The organism is Janthinobacterium sp. HH102, from assembly GCF_001758625.2.
GTDB lineage: Bacteria > Pseudomonadota > Gammaproteobacteria > Burkholderiales > Burkholderiaceae_D > Janthinobacterium.
The window spans coordinates 636,612-656,067 of the sequence record NZ_CP062062.1; the positions used below are offsets into that span (position 1 = coordinate 636,612).

The following is a 19,456-nucleotide window of genomic DNA, read 5'->3' on the forward strand; positions in this document are numbered from 1 at the left end:
CGCTTTATACTCTGCTCTCATTACTCACCTTCTTCTCTCTTTCATATGCAAAACGCAGCAAACCATCCGATACGCCAGCGCCGCGCGCGCGGCTTCACTTTGATCGAAATCATGGTCGTGGTGGTGATCATGGGCATCCTTGCCTCGCTGGTGGTGCCCAAGCTGATCGCCCGCACGGGCGAGTCGAAAGTGGCGGCGGCGAAAGTCGACATCGCCACCGTGATGCAAGCCTTGAAACTGTATCGCCTGGATAACCAGCGCTACCCGACCACCGAGCAGGGCTTGCAGGCGCTGATCGAAAAACCGACCACGGGACCGGCCGCGAATGGCTGGAAAGCGGGCGGCTATCTGGAAAAGATGCCGAAAGATCCATGGGGCAATCCTTACCAGTACCTGTCGCCGGGCGTGAAGGGCGAAGTTGACCTGATCTCGCTGGGCGCCGACGGCCAGCCTGGCGGTAGCGGGGACGATGCCGATATCGGTTCCTGGGAACTGTAAGTTTTCCATTGCATGCCTGCCATGACCACCGGTCGCGCACTGCCCCGGCCACGCGCCAGCGGCCTCACGCTGATCGAGCTGCTGGTGGTGATGGTCATCATCGGCGTCACCCTGGGCCTGGTGTCGCTGAATGCGATGCCGAACGGCCAGCAGGCGCTGCAAAAGGAAGCCGAGCGCATCGCCCTGCTGCTGCAGCTGGCGCGCGATGAAGCCATCGTGCGCAGCCGGCAGGTGGCGTTCGAGGCGGACGAGAATCAATACCGTTTCCTGGTCCTCAATGAAAAGCTGTGGCAACCCGTGACGCAGGACGATTTGCTGCGCGAGCGCGCGTTTGCGAATACCCCCATGCTGCTCAGCGTGCAGCCGTCGAGCAGCGTGGCCCAGCCGCTGCGCATCATCTTCGGCCGTGAACCGGTCGACAAGCCTTTCGTGCTGACCCTGGCCAGCGGCGAGCGCAGCGTGGCCATCCGCGCCGACGGTATCGGCCACTTCACGGTCGAGCAATGATGCGGCGCGCGTTTCGCCGCCAGCGCGGCTTCACCTTGCTGGAAGTACTGGTCGCCCTCGTCATCGTCGGCACGGCCCTGGGCGCCTCGCTGCGCGCCGTCGGCAGCCTGACGCAGAACAGCGACGGCTTGCGCAGCGCCATGATGGCCACCTGGTCGGCGGAAAACCACCTGGTGCGCTTGCGCCTGGCGAAGACATTCCCGCAGACGGGCAAGCGCACGGTCGACTGCCCGCAGGGCGACTTAAAACTCATCTGCGAGGAAGAAGTGGTGGCCACGCCGAATCCCCGCATCCGCCAGGTGCGCGTGAACGTATATGACGTGCAATACCCGGCCCGGCGCATCGTGCGCCTGGTCTTGCTTTCCTTTAACGACTGATGGCGCGCCGCCCCGTCCCTGCTGGTGGTTTCACGCTGATCGAGCTGCTCGTGGCGATCGGCATCCTGGCCATGGTCGCCGTGCTGGGCTGGCGCGGCCTGGACAGCATCATGCGTTCGCGCGAAGTGCTGACCAGCCAGCTCGAGCAGGCGCGCGGCATGCAGCTGGCGTTTGCCCAGATGCAGAGCGATTGCGACCACCTGGCCGGCGCCGGCCAGAACAACAATCTGCTGAATGGCCGCACCAACCTGACAGCCGAGACCGACCGCCTGACCCTGGTGCGCCTGGCCGCGTCGGAGCAGGAGCCGCAGCAGTTGCAAGTGGTCACTTACCGCCTGCGCGGCGGCGTGCTGACGCGGCGCGAGTCGAACGGCACGCGCGACCTGGCCGTGCTCGACACCCTGTGGCAGGCGGCGCGCGACGATACCGATACCTCCAGCGCCGACGTGACCCTGATGCGCGGCGTCGACAGCATGGTCATGCGCGGCTGGAACAACGGCGCCTGGAACGTACTGACGGCGGGCGCCACCATCTCCACGCAAGTGCCGGGCCTGGAAGTGACCTTGCAGATGCCGGGCCAGGATGCGGGCCTGTCCAAAGTCTTTTTATTGGGACCGGGATGAAGCCGTTTATTCGCCCCGTGCGCCAGCGCGGCGTGGCCGTCATCACGGCTCTGCTGCTGACGGCGCTGGCCATTACCGTCGTCGCCAGCCTGTTCTGGCAGCAGCAGGTGCAGGTGCGCTCGATGGAAAACCAGCGCCTGCGCCTGCAGACGCAGTGGGCCATGCGCGGCATGGTCGACTTCGCCCGCTTCTGGCTGCGCCAGGACAATCCCATGCTGACGGCCCTTGACGGCGTGTGGGCCACGCCCATCGAGGAAGCGCGGCTCGACGATTACGTGGACCGCGAAAAGGTCGACACGGAAAAATTCGACGCCACCGTCTCGGGCCGCGCGCTCGATGCGCAGGCGCGTTTCAATATCACCAACCTGGCCACCGCGACGGGCATCGTCAGCCAGCCCAACGTGCAGGCGTACCAGCGCTTGCTGGCTAACTTGCAGCTCGATAGTTCCCTGGCGCAGGCGACGGCAGATGCCGTGCTGCGCGCGCGGCCGAAACCACGCACCGCCGACAGCGGCGCCGACGGCAAGACGCCCGCCGCCAAGCCGGCCACGGGCGGCGGCAGCGAACCGGTGGCGTTCACGCAGGTCGAGGATTTGCTGGCCGTGCCCGGCTATACGCCGCAGGCCATCGAGAAGCTGCGCGACTTCGTCATCGTCCTGCCGGAGCTCACGCCCGTGAACGTGAATACGGCGCCGGCCGAGGTGCTGGCGGCCGTGACGATGATGTCCTTGTCCGAGGCCAGTGCCCTGACCTTGAGCAATCCGCGTAAAAAGTTTGTCGATAAGTTAAATTTCCAGAATAATATTAATGCTGCACTGATTGAGGGTGTCGAGCTTGACGTGAAGAGCCGCTACTTCCTTACCGTCATCCGCGTGCGGCTGGACCGTGCCGCCCTCGATGCCGTGGCGCTCGTCAATCGAAAAACGGATCCGCAACGCACCACCAGCCTGGTCTGGCTGCGGGAAAATTAACAGCTGAAAGCGAGTCACTTTGACAATATTGTACATCCGTCACCCGGCCAAGGCGTCCACCGACAGCGCGCCCGCCTGCTCCTTCGTGCTGGCCGGCGACGGCGGCGCCTTGCTGCAGCAGGGCAGCGCGCCGCTGGGCAGCCTGGGCCAGCTGATCGCCGGCGCGAAGCAGGTGGTGCTGCTGCTGGCGGCGGCCGACGTGACCCTGCTGCGCCTGAAAACCCCGCCGCTGGCCGGCGCCCGTTTGCGCGCGGCCTTGCCGGGACTGGTGGAAGAACACATCCTCGGCGACGCCCAGGATTGCCTGCTGGCCGCCGGCGCGCCCGACGCGTCCGGCATGCGCACGGTGGCCGTGGCGCAGCGCGCCTGGGCCGAGGTACTCGTGAAAGCCTTGCTGGCGCAGGGCGCGCGCAAGGTGGCGCTGCTGCCTTCGCAGCTGTGCCTGCCCTTGCAGCCGGGCAGCGTGACGGCATCCTTGCACGCGGCCGGCGACGGCCTGGAACTGGCCTTGCGCCAGGCGCCGCAAGAGGGCCTGGGCCTGGTCTTGCCGGCCCAGCCGCAGCAGGCGCTGCTGACGACGCGCGCGTTTGCCGGCGACGTGCCCCTGACGGTCTATGTGGCGCAGGCCGAGTTGGCGCAGTATCAACAGCTGGCCGCCGGCATGGATGGCGTGACGGTGGAATCCGACCACTGGGCGCACTGGATCGCCGGCGCCAGGGGCGCGGGACTGGACCTGGCGCCTGCGCTGGGCACGGCGACGGGATCGGCCACCGAGTGGCGGCGCTGGCGCTGGCCGCTGCGCTTGGCGCTGCTGGCCGTGGTCGTCAACCTGGCCGGCATGAATATCGAATGGATGCGCTTGAAGCGCGAGGCCGCCACCGTGCGCACCTCGATGCAGCAAACCTTCAAGGCCGCGTATCCGAACGAAGCGCCCGTGTATGGACTGGAAGCGGAGCAGATGCGGCGCAATATCGCCGCCGCCCGCCTGCAAAGCGGGCAGGCAAGCATGGATGACTTCACCAGCATGAGCGCGGCCCTGGGCGAGGCGCTGGGCGGCCTGGCCGGACGCGGCGTGGTGGCCTCGCTGGAATACCGCGAGCGCAGCCTGATCGTCAAGCTGAAGCCGGACATGGTCGACGCCAGCGCCCAGGCGCAGGTGCGCGACGGCCTGGCCGCGCGCAAGCTGGCCTTGAATGAAACGGCGCCTGGCGTGTGGAAAATCACGCCGGTCACGGGAGCAAAAGCATGAGTGCAGCAGTGAACAAGGCGCGCGCCGCGTGGATGGGGCGGCAGCAGGCCGTGCAGGCCTTCTGGGCCGAGCGCACGCAGCAGGAGCGCAAGCTCTTGAGCATCGGCGGCGTGGTGGCGGGGCTGGCCCTCGTCTACGCCGTGTTTTTCGAGCCGGCCTGGACGGGCCGCATCGCCTTGCAAAAGAGCTTGCCCGAGCTGCGCCAGAACGCGGCCCAGCTGCAGGCGCTGGCGCGTGAAGCGGGCGAGCTGGCGCGCCAGGCGCCCGTGCAGGTGGCACCCATGAGCCGCGAAAGCCTCGACGCCTCGCTCAAGGCGCGCGGTCTGGCGCCGCAATCGCTGTCGCTGACGGGAGAGTACGCGCGCGTGCAGTTGAACGGCGTGCCGTTCGCCAGCGTCATGCTGTGGCTGGACGGCTTGCGCCGCGAAGGCCGCATCGCCGTGCAGGAAGCGAAGATCACGGCGCAGACGGTGCAGGACAAGGCGGTGGCGGGCCTGGTCGACGCCAGCCTGACCCTGCACCAGAGCCCGGGCGCGGCACGATGATGCGCCTGCTTGGCTGGCTGCTGGCCATCATCGTCAGCGTCTGCGTCACCCTGCTGGTGTTTTTCCCGGCCAGCTGGGTCGCGGGCATCGTGGAAAAGCAGACGGGCGGACGTTTGACCTTGGGCGACGCGCAAGGTACCCTGTGGCGCGGCTCGGCCTTTATCGGCGGGGCGGCCAGTGCGAACGGCGCCGTGACGCCCCTGCTGCCGGGGCGTTTCAGCTGGCGCATTTCTCCCTCGGTGCTGTGGGGATCGGCGGACGTGGAATTGCAGAATCCGCAGGCGCTGTCGCAGCCGGTGAACCTGCGCGGCTCGTGGTCGCACTGGCAAGTCAGCCCGGCGGCCCTGCTGCTGCCGGCCGACGGCCTCGGCGGTCTCGGAGCACCGTTAAATACCGTGGCGCCGACGGGCAGCATGCGCCTGTCGTGGAGCACCTTGCAGCTGGCCCTTGAGCAGCGGCAGTTTTCCGCCGTCGGCCGCACCACCCTGCAGATGACGGACATGGCCTCGCGCCTGTCGTCCTTGCGTCCGCTGGGCAGCTACGAGCTCGATTTCGATTGGCAGGGGCAGCAGGCGACGTTGACCTTGCGCTCCATCAAGGGACCGCTGCTGCTTGACGGCAGCGGCAGCCTGCAACAGGGGCGCATGCAGTTTTCCGGCCAGGCCCAGGCCGCAGCAGGATATGAAGAGACCTTGGCGAGTTTGTTGAATTTGCTGGGACAGCGCCGTAGCAATAGCGAAAAAAACATCATCGCCTTAGAGTTCAGACAATGAAAAAACCATCCGTGAGCCCAATTACCTCCTCCTTCTCGCTGCGCCGCCTGTCGGCCGCCGCCTTGCTGTGCTGTTCCGTGGCCGGCATGCCAGCGCCCGTCTGGGCCGCGCCCGGCGATGAGGCGGCGCTCAATTTCGTCGGTGCCGACATCGAATCGGTGATCAAGGCGGTGGGCCATTACACCAACATCAATTTCGTTATCGACCCGCGCGTCAAGGGCACGATCACCCTGGTGTCGGAAAAATCGATCAGCAAGTCGCAGGCCTTCGGGCTGCTGGCTTCCGCGCTGCGCCTGCAAGGCTACGCGGTGGTCTCCGGCGACGGCTATGCGAAGGTGGTGCCCGAAGCGGACGCCAAGCTGCAATCGGTGCCGACCCAGGTGGGCAACGGCAGCAGCCAGGTGAAGGGCGACCAGATCGCCACCCAGGTGTTTTACCTGAACTACGAATCGTCGGCCAACCTGCTGGCCGTGCTGCGCCCCCTGATTTCGCCGAACAACACGATCAACGCCAACCCGGGCAACAACTCGCTGGTGATCACCGATTACGCCGATAACCTCAAGCGCCTGGCGAAGATCATCGCCGCGCTCGACGTGCCCGCCTCGACGGACCTGGACGTGATCCCCGTGCGCTATGCCATCGCATCCGACCTGGCCTCGATGGTGAACAAACTGATGGAAGGCGGAAATGCGGGCGCCGCCGCAGGAGCAGACGCGGGCAAGGTCTCCGTGCTGGCCGACCCGCGCACCAATTCGCTGGTGCTGCGCGCGCCGTCGGCGGCGCGCGCCAACCTGGCCAAGTCGCTGATCTCGAAGCTGGACCAGCCCACCACGCAGCTGGGCAACGTGCACGTGGTGTACCTGAAAAATGCGGACGCCACCAAGCTGGCGCAGACCCTGCGCTCGGTGGTGACGTCGGACGGCACGGCCGCCACGGCGCAGCAGGGCGTCGGCAACCAGAATACGAACAACCAGATCAGCCAGAACAACAGCGGCATGAACAGCACTGGCCTGGGCGGCAATACGCAAAGCGGCACCACGGGCGGCGCATCGCTGAGCAACGGGCCGCAGCAGCTGTCGTCGGGCGGGGCGGCCGGTTTCATCCAGGCCGACGCATCGACGAATACCCTGATCCTGACCTGCAACGAAGCCGTCTACCGCAACCTGCGCGCCGTGATCGACCAGCTCGACGTGCGCCGCGCCCAGGTCTACATCGAGGCGCTGATCGTCGAAGTGACGTCGGCCAAGGCGTCCGAATTCGGCGTGCAGTGGCTGGGGCTTTCCGGCGACAGCACCAGCAACTACCGCGTGGGCGCGCTGCAGTCGTTCGCTTCGGGCACCACCAACAACATCGGCGCCATCGCCACGGGCGGCGGCAAGGTCTTGCCGACGGGCGGCCTGACCCTGGGCATCTTCAAGCAGATCAACGGCGCGCTGGGCCTGGGCGCCGTGGCGCATGCGCTGGAATCGGACGGCAACGCCAACATCCTGTCGACGCCGAACCTGATCACCCTGGACAATGAGCTGGCGACCATCAAGGTGGGCCAGAACGTGCCTATCCTGACGGGCCAGTACACGAGCACGGCCGGCACCAACACGAATCCGTTCCAGACCATCGACCGCAAGGAAGTGGGCCTGACCCTGAAGGTGCGTCCGCAGATTTCCGAAGGCGGCACGATCAAGCTGGGCATCTATCACGAGACGTCGAGCGTGGACAAATCCACGGCGTCGGCCGTCAGCGGCATCACCATCAACAACCGCGTGATCGAAAACAATGTGCTGGCCGACGATGGCCAGATCATCGTGCTCGGCGGCCTGATCGAGGACAGCACGGGCGACAATGCCGAGAAGGTGCGCGGCCTGGGTGACATTCCCGTGCTGGGCAACCTGTTCAAGTACCAGACGCGCGAGCGCAAGAAAACCAATCTGATGATCTTCCTGCGCCCCGTCATCGTGCGCAACAAGGAGCAGAGCGGCAGCCTGGCGGCCGACCGCTACGATTACATGCGCTCGGCCGAGACGGCCGCCGTGCCGGCCACGGGCAACCTGATGCTGAAAGACCTCGGTACGCCCGTGCTGCCGGCCCTGCAGGATGGCCAGCCCGTGGGCGGCAACATGGTGACGCGCCCCGTGCCGCCGGCACCGACGCCGCCGCCAGGCGCGCCGGCCAATGCCGCTACGCCGCCGCAGCCGCTGCTGCAGCAGTATCAGCAACAGCAGCAGAAGTGATGGGGCAGTCATGAGCAATCTGCTTCCCTACGCCTACGCGCGCGATTTCGGCTTGCTGGCGCGGCCCGGCGCGCAGGACGGCGCCCCCGTCGAGGTACTGGTGGCCGCATCGACGGCGCCGGCGGCCATTGCCGAAGTGTCGCGCCGTTTCGGCCAGATTCAATTGACGGTGCTGCCGCGCGGCGAGCTCGATGCGGCCATTGCCGGCGCCTACGCGGGCGGCGGCGGCGATGCGTCGCAGATGGCCGATGAATTCGACGCCGACCTCGATCTCACCAAGCTGCTGCAGGACGTGCCGGCCATCGAGGACTTGCTCGAATCGTCCGACGACGCGCCCGTCATCCGCATGATCAACGCGCTGCTGACGCAGGCGCTGCGCGAAGGCGCGTCCGACATCCATATCGAGCCGTTCGAGCAGACCTCCGTCGTGCGATTCCGCATCGACGGCAGCCTGCGCGACGTGGTGCGTCCCCGCAAAGCCATCCACGGCTCGCTGATCTCGCGTATCAAGATTATGGCGCAGCTCGACATCGCGGAAAAACGCCTGCCGCAGGACGGCCGCATCACCCTGCGCGTGGGCGGCAAGCCCGTCGACGTGCGCGTCTCGACCCTGCCCACGGGGCATGGCGAACGGGCCGTATTGCGCTTGCTGGACAAGGAAGCGGGCCGCCTCGACCTGCAGCACCTAGGCATGAGCGCGCCCATGCTGGCGCAGTTCGATGGCCTGATCACGCAGCCGCACGGCATCGTGCTCGTCACCGGTCCCACCGGCTCGGGCAAGACCACCACCCTGTATGCGGCGCTGTCGATGCTCAACGCCACGACGACGAACATCCTGACGGTGGAAGACCCGATCGAGTACGACCTGGCCGGCGTGGGCCAGACGCAAGTCAATCCGCGCATCGACATGACCTTTGCCAAGGCGCTGCGGGCGATTTTGCGGCAAGATCCCGATGTGATCATGATCGGCGAGATCCGCGACCTGGAAACGGCGCAGATCGCCGTGCAGGCGTCGCTGACGGGCCACCTGGTGCTGGCGACCCTGCACACGAACGACGCGTCGGCGGCCGTCACGCGCTTGCTCGACATGGGCATCGAACCGTTCCTGCTGTCGTCGTCTTTGCTGGGCGTGCTGGCGCAGCGGCTGGTGCGCAAACTGTGCGGCGCGTGCAAGACCTTCGATGGCCAGTACTGGCAGGCGGTCGGCTGCGAACATTGCGGCCAGACGGGCTACCAGGGCCGCGTGGGCGTGTATGAATTGCTGCGCACGACGGAGCAGATCCGCGCGCAGATCCACAACCGCGCGTCGGAAGCGGAAGTGCGCGCCGTCGCCCTGCAGGACGGCATGACGAGCATGCGCGAGGACGGCGAACGCTGGCTGCGCGACGGCACCACCACGCAGGCCGAATTGCTGCGCGTGACCAAAGACTAGGCCCGCCACCATGCCCGCATTCCGCTATGAAGCCGTCAACGCCCAGGGCGCCACCCGCAAGGGCGTGCTCAATGCCGACAGTCCCCGTTCCGCGCGCGCCGAGCTGCGCGTGCAAGGCCTGGTGCCGCTGGCTGTCGAACCGATCGCCGCGCAGGTCGACGCCGCCGGCGTGACCAGGCGGCGCGGCTTCGGCGAGCGCCTGTCCAGCACCGAGCTGGCCCTGTTTACGCGCCAGCTAGCCAGTTTGCTCGAAGCGGGCCTGCCGCTGGAGCAGGCGTTTTCCGCGCTGCTGGAACAGGCCGAGCGGCCGTATCTGCGCGACCTGATCGCCTCGATCCGCTCCGAAGTGATCGGCGGCGCCGCGTTCTCCGACGTGCTGGCGCGCCATCCGCGCGATTTCGCCGAGATTTACCGGGCGCTGGTGGCGTCGGGCGAGCAGATCGGCCATTTGTCGCGCGTGCTCTCGCGCCTGGCCGACTATATCGAACGGCGCAATGCGCTGGTGCAGAAGGTCAAGCTGGCGTTTACCTATCCGGCCATCGTCACGGTGGTGGCGTTTTCCATCGTCATTTTCCTGCTCACCTACGTGGTGCCGCAGATCGTCTCCGTGTTCGCCAATACCAAGCAAAAGCTGCCCATGCTCACCGTGATCATGCTGGCGCTGTCGGACTTCGTGCGCAACTACGGCATCATCGTGGCGATCGCCCTTGCCGGCGCCTGGTTCGCCTGGCGCCGCGCGCTGCAGCAGCCGGCATTGAAACGGCGCTGGCATACCTGGCTGCTGACGGCGCCTTTGTACGGCAAGTTCGAACGCAGCCTGAATACGGCGCGCTTTGCCAGCACCCTGGCCATTACCACGGGGTCCGGCGTGCCTATCCTGCGCGCGCTCGACACCAGCCGCGATACCTTGACCAACGTGGCGATGCAGGAACTGGTGAGCGATGCCAGCGGCGCCGTGCGCGAAGGCGTGAGCCTGGCGCGCGCGCTGTCGGCGCAAAAGCATTTTCCGCCCATGTTGATCCACATGATACGCGCGGGCGAAATCACGGGCGAGCTGCCGGCCATGCTGGAACGCGCGGCCAGCGCGCAGGAGCAGGACCTGGAACGCCGCACGCTCACCATTGCCGGCCTGCTGGAGCCGGCCCTGATCCTGGCCATGGGCGTGGTGGTGCTGCTGATCGTGCTGGCCGTGCTGATGCCGATTATCGAAATCAATCAGCTCGTCAGATAAGAAAACCAAGGAAGCCATGAAGCGTTTGCCTCAATTTACAAGTTTGCTCGCCGTCGTGGCGCTGTCCGTGTCGCTGGCCTACTGGGCCATGCAGCTGTTCAAGGCGCCGCAGCGCCCCATCAATCCACCGGCCGTACCGGTGGTGCAGGATGCCAGCGTGGAGGCGGGCGCCTCGCTGTTCGGCGGCCAGGTCAGCGTGGCCACGGCCAGCAATTACCAGCTCAAGGGCGTGGTCGCCGCCGGCAATGGCCGCGGCAGCGTGGCCATCATCTCGACCGATGGCAAGCCGTCCGTCGCCTTGCCGGAAGGCGCCGAGGTGGTGCCCGGCGTGACGGTGCTGGAAGTGCATGCGCGCCACGTGCTGCTGCGCGATGGCGGCGTAAGCAAACGCATCGACCTGGTGGCCGACGACAAGGCGCTGGCCTTGCCGGGGCCAGTGTCCGCCACCCCCGCGCCGACACCGGCCCCCGCGCCGGCAACGAACCTGGTGCCGCCGCCGCTGCCGATGGAACAGCAGCGTCCGGCGACCGTGATGCCGGCGCCGCCGCAGGTGACGACCAGTACGCCGCCGCCGTCGAATTAACGCCAATTAACGCTGTTCTTATCGTATTTTGCCGATGGCGCCATGCCGCCGTCGCGACAGGAGTCTTCATGTTCTCGATCCGTGCCGTCCTGGCGGGCTGCGTGGCGGCGCTGTGCGTCTTGCCGCAAGCCGGCGCCGCCGCTGACGTTCCCGCCGCCGCTTCCTCCGCTCCCGCACTGGCCGTTTCTGCGCCGGCACCGGCGCGTCCGCGCATCGCCCTCGTGCTGTCGGGCGGCGGCGCGCGCGGTCTCGCGCATATCGGCGTATTGAAAGTGCTGCAGGAGCTGCACGTGCCGATCGACATGGTGGTGGGCACCAGCATGGGCGGCGTGGTGGGCGGGGCGTATGCGGCCGGCGCTTCCGTGGCGGACCTGGAAAAGATGGCGCGCGAGACCAACTGGGCGCGCGTGGTGGCCGACCGGCCGCCGCGCGACGAACTGGCGTTCCGCCGCCGCGAGGAAGATTTATTGCTGCCGTCGCGCATCGAATTTGGCACCAGCCGCAACGGCATTTCCACGCCGCCTGCGGCGGCCAGCAATGCGGCCCTGGAAATGGCCTTGAACCGGCTGCTGCCGGCCGGCATGCGCGACCGTCCCGCCAGCCAGCTGCCGCTGCCTTTCCGCTCGGTGGCGTCGGACCTGGTCAATGGCGAGCTGGTGGAGCTGGTCGATACGCCCCTGTTCCTGTCGATGCGCGCCTCGCTGGCCGTGCCGGGCGTGTTTGCTCCCGTGCGCGTGAACAACCGCCTGGTGGTCGACGGAGGCCTGGTGCGCAACCTGCCCGTCGACATGGCGCGCGCCATGGGCGCCGACATCATCATCGCCGTCAACGTGGGCACGCCGCTGGCGCCGGAAAAAGAGCTGGGCAGCGCCATCGGCGTGGCGCAGCAGATGCTGCAGATACTCACGGAGCAGAACGTGCAGCGCTCGCTCAAGGAGCTGCAGCCGCAGGACATCCTGGTGGCGCCCGACCTGACGGGCGTCAGTTTCCTCGACTTTGAAAACTATGCGCGCGCCATGCGCGCCGGCGAACAGGCGGCGCAGGCACTGGCCGCCCGCCTGGCGCCGCTGGCGCTGTCGCCGGAACAGTATGCGGCGCGCGAGCAGCTGCGCCTGGCGGCGCCGGCCCTGCTGGACGTGGCCTTGCCGCTCACGCGCCTGGCCGTGGAAAGCGAAGGCGATATCAATCCGCGCATCCTGCAGGCGCAATCGGGCCTGGTGGAAGGGCAGGCCGTCAGCCAGGAAGATGTGCTCAAGGCGGCGGCCAGGTTGTATGGCCGCGGCGACGTGGCGCGCGTGGAGACGGAAGTGGTCGACGCGGGCGAGCAGCGCGCCGTCACCATCAAGGCGGTCGAGGCGCCGTGGGCCAGCAGCCGCTTGCGCGTGGGTCTGGAAATGGCCAGCGATTTCAGGGACAGCAATACCTTTGCCCTGAAGCTGCTGCATGTGCGCTCGAACTTGAACAGTTGGGGCGGCGAATTGCGCAGCATGGTGCAGATCGGCACCGCGCGCAATTTCGGGGTGCAGTACTGGCAGCCGCTGGGCGCCGGCAACCCGTGGTATATCGCGCCATCGTTCCAGTACACCTCCCAGGCGGTCGACCTGTTCGACAAGGGACGGCGCAATGCGCGCGTCGCTTACAGCGGCCAGGGCGCCAGCCTGGTGCTGGGGCGCCAGTTCGGTTTCTGGGGCGATCTGCAGTTCGGCGTCACGCGCAGCGAAGTCAAGGCGGACGTCAGCATCCCCGCCGACCCGAGCTATCCCAAGGAGCGGGCGCTGGGCACCAACCAGTTCGTCCAGTTCCGCGTCGATACGCTCGATTCGCCCGGTTTCCCCACGCGCGGCGTGCTGTTCGACGCCACCTGGACGCGCTCCGCGACCACCGGTACGGGCGAGTCGGGCCTGGGGCGCTCCGCCATCACGGGCCTGAAGGCGTTTGGCAGCGGCAACTGGGCCGGCCATGTGTATGGCGAATGGGCGCGCGCGCAACGGGGCGAGGCGCCGCTCAGCCTGGGCGGCTTCCTGCGCCTGTCCGGCACGCAGTTCGAGTCGGTGACGGGGCGCAGCGTGGCCCTGGCGCGCTTCGTGATGGCGCGCCGCATCGGTTCCCTGCCCAGCACCCTGGGTGGCGCCGTGCGGGCCGGCTTTTCGCTGGAAATGGGCGGCGGCTTCGATCAGAGCGAGCGCTGGAAAGCCACCAAGTTCACGCAGGCCAGCAGCGCCTTCATCTCGGTCGATACGCGCTTCGGTCCCGTGTATGTGGCCTCGGGCGCATCGAAGGGCGGCGAGAGCACGCTTTACCTGTTCCTGGGACCGGTCTGGTAAGGCGCCGCCGGGGCGGCGGACGCCGAGCTGCGGCGCAGGGCCGTGAAGGCGGCAAATTCCCATGAGCGAAAGCCCAGCAGCAGGGTAAAGCCGTCGCGTTCCTGCGGCGGCAGGCGGCGGTCGTTCTGGTGCAGGCGCGCCAGTTCCTCGGCCAGCTGGCGGATCTTCTGTACCAGCTCCTGTGCGCTCGACAGCGACAGGCGCGCCGGGATGCACATCAGGGTTTCACCGGCGCCGTCAAAATGCCCGCTGAAATAATCGGCCACCACATATTCGCGGAAGTACTGTTGCACCGGGCCGTCGGCCAGCCAGTGGAAAGCGTTCGAGACGCGCAGGCTGTAACGGTTCAGCGGCTTGAGTTCGATCAAGCCCAACCGGTCCAGTTCGGCCAGGCAACCGATGCATTCGGCCTGCGTCAGCGCATACGTTTCCACCACCTGCTCCAGGCTCCAGTGGCCGAGGCAGCAGATCGCCACCAGCAGCAGACGCGGATGCGCCACCAGCGACTTTTCCTGCACCAGGGTGAGCGTGTCGGCATGCGGCGTGATGTCGGCCGCGCCGCGCAGCACGTCTTCCATGGCGATGCCCGATGCCTTGCAGATCAGGGCCAGGCGCGACAGCGACATGTCGTGCTGGCCAAACATGCGCTTGACGCTCGACTCGCTCATGCCGATGCGTTCGGCCAATACCTTGTACGTGATGCCGGCGGCACGCAGTTGGGTGCGCAGCACGCGCAAAACCAGTTCAGGTGAACTCACGGAATATCCTTTTTGGTAAGTTTGGTAGCGGATGGCGGTACCGAATGTAGCCCTTAATGGAACTTTGCACAAGGTGATAGTACTTTTCGGCAAAAGCGATGACACTCCCGCTTGTGGCTCGCGCAGCGCGCTACAACCAGGCAATCCATCCACTTGTAGAGGTTATCCATGTTCCCATCTTTCCGTTTCCCCGCAGCGCTGCTGGCGCTGGCCGCCATCGCTCCCTTGCACGCCGCCGCCGCCGAACCGGCGCCGGGTCCCTTCTATGCGGGCGCCAGCTACGGCTTTCGCGCCAGCACAGGCCTCGATTGCATCGCCGGACAAAGCGATTGCGACAAAAGCAGCAAGCGCAATGGCAAGGCCTACCTGGGTTACAGTTTCGACGCGTTGCCGTTTCAGGGCGGCGTGGCCCTGCCTTCGGTTGAGCTGGTGGGGTACATGGGCGGCGAGGTCAAGTCCGGCTTCGATACGGACGCCGGCAAGCGCGCTGGCCGCGGCAAGTTCACGGGCCTCGGCATCCAGGGCGTGCTCGGCTACCAGTTCGACGCCTTTACCCTGAGCGGACGCGCCGGCGCGGCGTACACGCAGGGCAAGGTCGATTATCTGGGCGGCGGTTCGGACAAGAAGGACAAGATCGGCCTGACTTACGGCATCGGCGCGGCGTATGCGCTGAACCAGAACTGGTCGCTGCACCTCGACTGGGACCGCGTGCCGGTCAAATACAGCAGCAAGCAAACGACCAAGGTCGACATGTTTTCGCTGGGCGCGTCCTACCGTTTCTAAGGGGATGATGCTGCGGCAGAGAGTGGCCTGATGGCGGACGCCCTATGAAAAGGGTGTCCGCGGGCGGCCTATTTGTCCGTTTCGACTTTCAGCAGCAATTTCGCCAGCAGGCGTTTTTCCTGCTGGCGCTGGCCGGACACGGTCTTTACGTGCGCCCCGGCCGTGCGCTGCAGGGCGGCCGTGGCGACGGGGTTGCGCGGTTTTTGCGAGGGTTCGACGCGGAACTGCATTTTCTGCCGCGTCGCCAATGCCTTGTTTGCCATCGGTCCCTCCTTGATTACAGCACGTAGCGCGACAGGTCCTCGTTGACCGACAGCGCTTCCAGGCGTTCGTTGACGTAGGCCGCATCGATCACCAGCAGGTTTTCCGTGCTGCTGCTGCCTTCGCTGGCCGTAAACGACACTTCTTCCAGCAGTTTTTCCATCACCGTGTGCAGCCGGCGCGCGCCGATGTTTTCAGTGCGCTCGTTGACCGAATAGGCGATTTCCGCCAGGCGCGTGATGCCTTCCGGCGCGAATTGCAGTTTCAGGTTTTCCGTCGCCAGCAAGGCTTCGTACTGCATCGTCAGGCAGGCGTCGGTGCTCGTCAGAATGCGCTCGAAGTCCGCAATCGACAGCGATTCCAGCTCCACGCGGATGGGGAAGCGCCCCTGCAGCTCGGGAATCAGGTCCGACGGCTTCGACAAATGAAAGGCGCCCGAGGCGATGAACAGGATGTGGTCCGTGCGGATCATGCCATATTTCGTGTTGACGGTCGTGCCCTCGACCAGCGGCAGCAGGTCGCGCTGCACGCCGGCGCGCGAGACGTCGGCGCCGCCCGATTCCGAACGCGAGGCGATCTTGTCGATTTCGTCCAAAAACACGATGCCGTTCTGTTCGACGTTCTGGATGGCCTTCTGTTTCAGCTCATCTTCGTTGAGCAGCTTGGCCGCTTCTTCCTCGACCAGCAGTTTCAAGGCTTCCTTGATCTTGACCTTGCGCGCCTTCTTGCGCTGCCCGCCCACGCCCGAGAACATGGACTTGATCTGCTCCGTCATTTCCTCCATGCCCGGCGGCGCCATGATTTCCATCTGCGGCCCCGCCTCGGCCAGCTCGATCTCGATTTCCTTGTCATCGAGCTCGCCCTGGCGCAGGCGCTTGCGGAAGGTCTGGCGCGTGCTGTCGCCGCTGCCCGTGTCCACGGCCGCCGCTGTATTCGGCGTGAAGCCGAAGTCGCGCGCCGGCGGCACGAGAATGTCGATCACGCGGTCTTCGGCCGCATCTTCGGCGCGGGCGCGCACTTTCTTCATTTCCAGCGCGCGCGTCTGCTTGATGCCGATGTCGATCAGGTCGCGGATGATGGTGTCGACGTCGCGGCCCACATAACCGACTTCCGTAAATTTGGTCGCTTCGATCTTGATGAAGGGCGCCTCGGCCAGCTTGGCCAGGCGGCGCGCGATTTCCGTCTTGCCGACGCCCGTGGGGCCGATCATGAGGATGTTCTTGGGCGTGATTTCATGGCGCAGAGGCTCGGCCACCTGCTGGCGGCGCCAGCGGTTGCGCAGGGCGATGGCGACGGCGCGCTTGGCCTTGGCCTGGCCCACCACGTGCTTGTCGAGTTCGGTGACGATTTCCGACGGGGTCATGTTCATGATCATAGTTGGCTTTCTATTCTTTGCTCGCGGACGCTTAGTCGAGCGTCTCGATGATGTGCGACATATTCGTATAAATGCACAGCTCGGCGGCGATGGTCAGCGATTTCTTGACCACCTCGGCCGGCGACAAATCCGTGTTTTCCTGCAGCGCCTTGGCGGCGGACTGGGCATAGGTGCCGCCCGAGCCGATGGCGCCGATGCCGTCTTCCGGTTCCAGCACGTCGCCATTGCCCGTGATGACCAGGGTCGACTCACTGTCGGCCACCAGCAGCATCGCTTCCAGGCGGCGCAGCACGCGGTCGGTGCGCCAGTCCTTGGCCAGTTCGACGGAGGCGCGCAGCAGATTGCCCTGGTGTTTTTCCAGCTTGCCTTCAAATCGGTCGAGCAGGGTAAAAGCGTCGGCGGTGCCGCCGGCAAAGCCGACCAGGACCTTGCCCTGATACAACTTACGCACTTTGCGGGCCGTGCCCTTCATGACGATGTTGCCGAGCGTTACCTGGCCGTCGCCACCCAGGGCGACTTGCTTGCCGCGCCGGACGCAGAGGATGGTGGTGCCGTGAAATTGTTCCATAGTGACCTCAAAAGATTCGTGCCGATGCGTGCAAGGCCATGCGATTGCGCGCCCATGGTTCAAACGTGGGGATGGAAAAGGCAATTGCAAGCGTCACTTGTCACTGCCGCGCCTGCTTCAGTGTAGGCCGGCGCGGGACGAAAAAAAAGCACGCAACCGGAGTCGTGTGCTTTTTTATCGCCAGCGCGGGGCCGCTTGGGCGGTCGCGCAAGGGGAGGGGTGATCAGTCGCCGTACAGTTTTTGCTTCAGTTCGCGCCGTTGCTGGGCTTCCAGCGACAGGGTGGCGGTCGGACGGGCGATCAGGCGCGGGATGCCGATAGGCTCGCCCGTTTCTTCGCACCAGCCATAGTCGCCGGCGTCGATGCTGGCGATCGATTGCTGTACTTTCTTCAGCAATTTGCGTTCGCGGTCGCGCGTGCGCAGTTCCAGCGCATGCTCTTCCTCGATGGTGGCGCGGTCGGCAGGGTCCGGTACGAGCACGGTTTCACGCAAGTGTTCCGTGGTTTCGCCGGCGTTTTTCAGCAGGTCTTTTTCGAGCTGCTGCAGGCGCGCCTTGAAGAATGCCAGTTGTGCCGGATTCATGTAGTCATCTTCGCTCATGGCGCGAATTTGGTCTTCGCTGATGAGAGGGATGTCTTGGTTGGCGGCCGGGGTCGATTTATTAGTTTTGGTCATAACTTCGCTTACCTTCGATACGACAGAGTTTTCAAATTGATCAGTTGATGCGGCGATACCGAGCAACTGTACAGGTTCCGCTTGGCATTGCTGTCCCGCTGTACTGCGTGCGACCTTGGCTTGCCGGCGAAAGCCAGGACTACCGGCCGGCCATGGTGCCATGTTGATAACTTTTTACCGCTCTATGCCTGTCGCGCTCTGTGCGCGACAACGGGCGTGTTGGGTGGATCGCTTGCATGCCTGGCATGCGGCCAGCGGCAGTTTGCCAGCATTTCATGACAGGCTAACGACATGGGCCGTTTTCGTCGCTGATTTTGGCACGCTTTGCCTTATATTGCCATCCCGATTTGTTGACTAGCCGATCAGGGACGGCTACTTGTTGGTTTATGCCAGCAAGATCGGTGTCGGGCAGCGGGAAAGCGTGCTTAACTTTCCCTTTTGTTTCTGCTTTGCAAAGGATACTTTGCAAAACCCGGCTAGTTTATACCAAACATTGTTCGAGTCCGCGAATAAAAATGTCTTTTGGTAGATTTTTGCCAATAAAGACCATTTTGCTGCCACGTACTTCGTGTTCGCCCCATTTGGCGCCCAGGTCGCTGCCCATCAGCTGGTGCACGCCCTGGAAGACCACCTTGCGTTCGGCGCCCTGCATCAGCAGCACGCCCTTGTAGCGCAGCATGCGCGGTCCATACACTTGCACCAGGCCGCCGAGGAACTCGTCGAGCTTGGCGCTGTCGAACGGTTGCGTGCTCTTGAAAACAAAGGCGGCGATGTCGTCGCTGTGCTGCGCATGGTGGTGGTCGGCATGGCCGCAATCGGTGGCGCAGGCATCGCTGTGCTCATGCGCGTGCTCATGGCCGTGTGCATTGCCGTGTTCATGTGCGTGCTCGTGGTCGTGCGCATGGTCGTGATCGTGGACGTGCGCCGTCTCTGTCTCCAGGAAATCCGGGTCCAGTTCCAGCTTTTCATTCAGGTTGAAACCGCGAATGTCGAGTACTTCGGCCAGCGGCGCGCGGCCGAAATCGACCCTGGCGATGGGGGCGCGGGGATTGATGCGTTTCAAACGGCGCGTCAGGGCGGCCACGTCGTCTTCACTGACGAGGTCGGTTTTCGACAGCAGCAGCTTGTCGGCAAAGCCCACTTGCCGCTGGGCTTCCTCGTATTCATCGAGTTGCTTCATCGCATGACGTGCATCGACCACCGTGATGATGGCGTCGAGCATGTAGTGGCTGCCCACTTCTTCGTCGACAAAGAAGGTCTGCGCCACGGGGCCGGGATTGGCCAGGCCCGTCGTTTCGATGACGACGCGGTCGAACGCCAGCAGGCCGGCGTCGCGCTTGCGCGCCAGTTCCGTCAAGCCCACGATGAGGTCGCCGCGCACGGTGCAGCAGATGCAGCCGTTGTTCATCTCGATGATGTGCTCGTTGCTATCCTGCACCAGGATGTCATTGTCGATGTTTTCCTGGCCAAACTCGTTTTCGATCACGGCGATGCGCATGCCATGGTCTTCCTGCAGTATGCGGTTGAGCAAGGTGGTTTTGCCGGCACCGAGGAAACCGGTGAGGATGGTGGTTGGAATCAGTGCCATGAGAGATGCCTATGCTGTAATCGATGGTGCCGCCGCGCAAGCGGAAGAATGCGGACGATTATGCCGGAATTTTGCAAAAGCTTGCAAATGCGCGCCGATCCGCTTG

At 65.2% G+C, this 19,456-nt stretch carries 20 protein-coding genes; 14 read left to right on the forward strand and 6 right to left on the reverse strand.

The features are described from left to right. Window positions 1–45: 45 nt before the first annotated feature. The 13 genes from gspG (at window position 46) to JAB4_RS02965 (ending at window position 13,341) form a co-directional block, all read left to right on the forward strand. Entirely contained in the window at window positions 46–498 is a 453-nt protein-coding gene (gene gspG, locus JAB4_RS02905; RefSeq protein WP_070220887.1) for a type II secretion system major pseudopilin GspG, read from the forward strand. 12 nt (window positions 499–510) lie between these two features. Then, entirely contained in the window at window positions 511–1,005 is a 495-nt protein-coding gene (locus tag JAB4_RS02910; RefSeq protein WP_070220885.1) for a GspH/FimT family pseudopilin, read from the forward strand. Continuing rightward, the gene (gene gspI, locus JAB4_RS02915) at window positions 1,005–1,382 is read left to right on the forward strand and encodes a type II secretion system minor pseudopilin GspI (RefSeq protein WP_070220883.1); all 378 of its coding nucleotides are present in this window, start codon (window positions 1,005–1,007) and stop codon (window positions 1,380–1,382) included. Before JAB4_RS02910 ends, gspI begins: the two co-directional genes overlap by 1 nt. Further along, window positions 1,382–2,005, forward strand: coding sequence for a prepilin-type N-terminal cleavage/methylation domain-containing protein (locus JAB4_RS02920; protein WP_070220880.1), 624 nt, complete (start codon window positions 1,382–1,384; stop codon window positions 2,003–2,005). The genes gspI and JAB4_RS02920 overlap by 1 nt, the downstream gene beginning before the upstream one ends. Beyond that, window positions 2,002–2,976, forward strand: coding sequence for a type II secretion system minor pseudopilin GspK (gene gspK / locus JAB4_RS02925; RefSeq protein ID WP_070220878.1), 975 nt, complete (start codon window positions 2,002–2,004; stop codon window positions 2,974–2,976). The genes JAB4_RS02920 and gspK overlap by 4 nt, the downstream gene beginning before the upstream one ends. A gap of 19 nt (window positions 2,977–2,995) precedes the next feature. Continuing rightward, on the forward strand, window positions 2,996–4,225 hold the full coding sequence (gene gspL / locus JAB4_RS02930; protein WP_070220876.1) for a type II secretion system protein GspL: 1,230 nt from the start codon (window positions 2,996–2,998) through the stop codon (window positions 4,223–4,225). After that, window positions 4,222–4,770 carry a type II secretion system protein GspM gene (gspM, locus tag JAB4_RS02935; RefSeq protein ID WP_070220874.1) on the forward strand — a complete coding sequence of 183 codons (549 nt, stop codon included), beginning with the start codon at window positions 4,222–4,224 and terminating at the stop codon, window positions 4,768–4,770. The genes gspL and gspM overlap by 4 nt, the downstream gene beginning before the upstream one ends. Beyond that, complete coding sequence (locus JAB4_RS02940; protein WP_034753051.1) at window positions 4,767–5,543, forward strand: type II secretion system protein N; 777 nt, start codon at window positions 4,767–4,769, stop codon at window positions 5,541–5,543. Before gspM ends, JAB4_RS02940 begins: the two co-directional genes overlap by 4 nt. Continuing rightward, window positions 5,540–7,771 carry a type II secretion system secretin GspD gene (gene gspD / locus JAB4_RS02945; RefSeq protein WP_070220872.1) on the forward strand — a complete coding sequence of 744 codons (2,232 nt, stop codon included), beginning with the start codon at window positions 5,540–5,542 and terminating at the stop codon, window positions 7,769–7,771. The genes JAB4_RS02940 and gspD overlap by 4 nt, the downstream gene beginning before the upstream one ends. Window positions 7,772–7,781: 10 nt before the next feature. Next, on the forward strand, window positions 7,782–9,203 hold the full coding sequence (gspE, locus tag JAB4_RS02950; RefSeq protein ID WP_070220870.1) for a type II secretion system ATPase GspE: 1,422 nt from the start codon (window positions 7,782–7,784) through the stop codon (window positions 9,201–9,203). 10 nt (window positions 9,204–9,213) lie between these two features. Beyond that, window positions 9,214–10,434 (forward strand): type II secretion system inner membrane protein GspF, encoded by a 1,221-nt coding sequence (gene gspF, locus JAB4_RS02955; RefSeq protein ID WP_070220868.1) that lies wholly within the window; start codon window positions 9,214–9,216, stop codon window positions 10,432–10,434. 16 nt (window positions 10,435–10,450) lie between these two features. After that, entirely contained in the window at window positions 10,451–11,017 is a 567-nt protein-coding gene (locus JAB4_RS02960; RefSeq protein ID WP_083287424.1) for a type II secretion system protein N, read from the forward strand. A gap of 68 nt (window positions 11,018–11,085) precedes the next feature. Beyond that, a complete protein-coding gene (locus JAB4_RS02965) occupies window positions 11,086–13,341 on the forward strand; it encodes a patatin-like phospholipase family protein (protein ID WP_070220864.1) in 2,256 nt (751 codons plus the stop codon). Here the strand turns inward: JAB4_RS02965 and JAB4_RS02970 are convergent. Continuing rightward, on the reverse strand, window positions 13,314–14,099 hold the full coding sequence (locus JAB4_RS02970; protein WP_070220862.1) for a helix-turn-helix transcriptional regulator: 786 nt from the start codon (window positions 14,097–14,099) through the stop codon (window positions 13,314–13,316). The genes JAB4_RS02965 and JAB4_RS02970 overlap by 28 nt on opposite strands. 168 nt (window positions 14,100–14,267) lie before the next feature. Here JAB4_RS02970 and JAB4_RS02975 point away from each other — a divergent pair, with 168 nt between their 5' ends. Further along, window positions 14,268–14,882 (forward strand): outer membrane beta-barrel protein, encoded by a 615-nt coding sequence (locus JAB4_RS02975; protein WP_070220860.1) that lies wholly within the window; start codon window positions 14,268–14,270, stop codon window positions 14,880–14,882. A gap of 68 nt (window positions 14,883–14,950) precedes the next feature. Here JAB4_RS02975 and JAB4_RS02980 read toward each other — a convergent pair whose 3' ends face one another. The 5 genes from JAB4_RS02980 to JAB4_RS03000 all read right to left on the reverse strand — a co-directional run bounded on the left by JAB4_RS02980 (window position 14,951) and on the right by JAB4_RS03000 (window position 19,350). Further along, entirely contained in the window at window positions 14,951–15,145 is a 195-nt protein-coding gene (locus JAB4_RS02980) for a hypothetical protein (protein WP_070220858.1), read from the reverse strand. A 14-nt stretch (window positions 15,146–15,159) separates the two neighbouring features. Further along, window positions 15,160–16,512 carry an ATP-dependent protease ATPase subunit HslU gene (gene hslU, locus JAB4_RS02985; RefSeq protein ID WP_070220905.1) on the reverse strand — a complete coding sequence of 451 codons (1,353 nt, stop codon included), beginning with the start codon at window positions 16,510–16,512 and terminating at the stop codon, window positions 15,160–15,162. A gap of 37 nt (window positions 16,513–16,549) precedes the next feature. Next, window positions 16,550–17,086, reverse strand: coding sequence for an ATP-dependent protease subunit HslV (gene hslV, locus JAB4_RS02990; protein WP_010394217.1), 537 nt, complete (start codon window positions 17,084–17,086; stop codon window positions 16,550–16,552). A gap of 223 nt (window positions 17,087–17,309) precedes the next feature. Further along, a complete protein-coding gene (gene dksA / locus JAB4_RS02995) occupies window positions 17,310–17,762 on the reverse strand; it encodes an RNA polymerase-binding protein DksA (protein WP_034753066.1) in 453 nt (150 codons plus the stop codon). Between the two features lie 481 nt (window positions 17,763–18,243). Continuing rightward, on the reverse strand, window positions 18,244–19,350 hold the full coding sequence (locus JAB4_RS03000) for a GTP-binding protein (protein WP_070220856.1): 1,107 nt from the start codon (window positions 19,348–19,350) through the stop codon (window positions 18,244–18,246). Window positions 19,351–19,456: the final 106 nt, after the last annotated feature.